The sequence below is a fragment of the Streptomyces sp. URMC 126 genome (assembly GCF_051386555.1).
Lineage (GTDB): Bacteria > Actinomycetota > Actinomycetes > Streptomycetales > Streptomycetaceae > Streptomyces.
On sequence record NZ_JBPQTX010000893.1, the window covers coordinates 1 to 270 of the forward strand.

Genomic DNA, 270 nt, shown 5'->3' on the forward strand with positions numbered 1-270 from the left:
CGTCAGCCCCTCGGACTCCACGTCCATGATGTGGATGTACTGGGCGAGGTTGGCCAGGTAGACCGTGCCCTGCCCGGAGCAGCGCATCAGGTCCAGGCCCTCACCGGTGCGCGCCTGCCTGCGGCGCTGCCCGGCGCTCCGGTACTCCCCGTCGAACTCCACCAGGCCCTGGTAGGCGACCATCGCGCCCTTGCGGGCGAGCACGTCGTCCTGGCCGCCGAGCAGGACCCGCAGCAGCTGCGGGTTCTGCAGGGCGTAGCGGTCCTGGCT

The 270-nt window shown here is 71.5% G+C and carries 1 protein-coding gene; it reads right to left on the reverse strand.

Features of this window, described 5'->3' with window-relative positions; translation table 11 throughout:
* A partial coding sequence (locus ACSNOK_RS34375) for an AIM24 family protein (protein ID WP_436784648.1) occupies window positions 1–270 on the reverse strand: 270 nt, incomplete at both ends.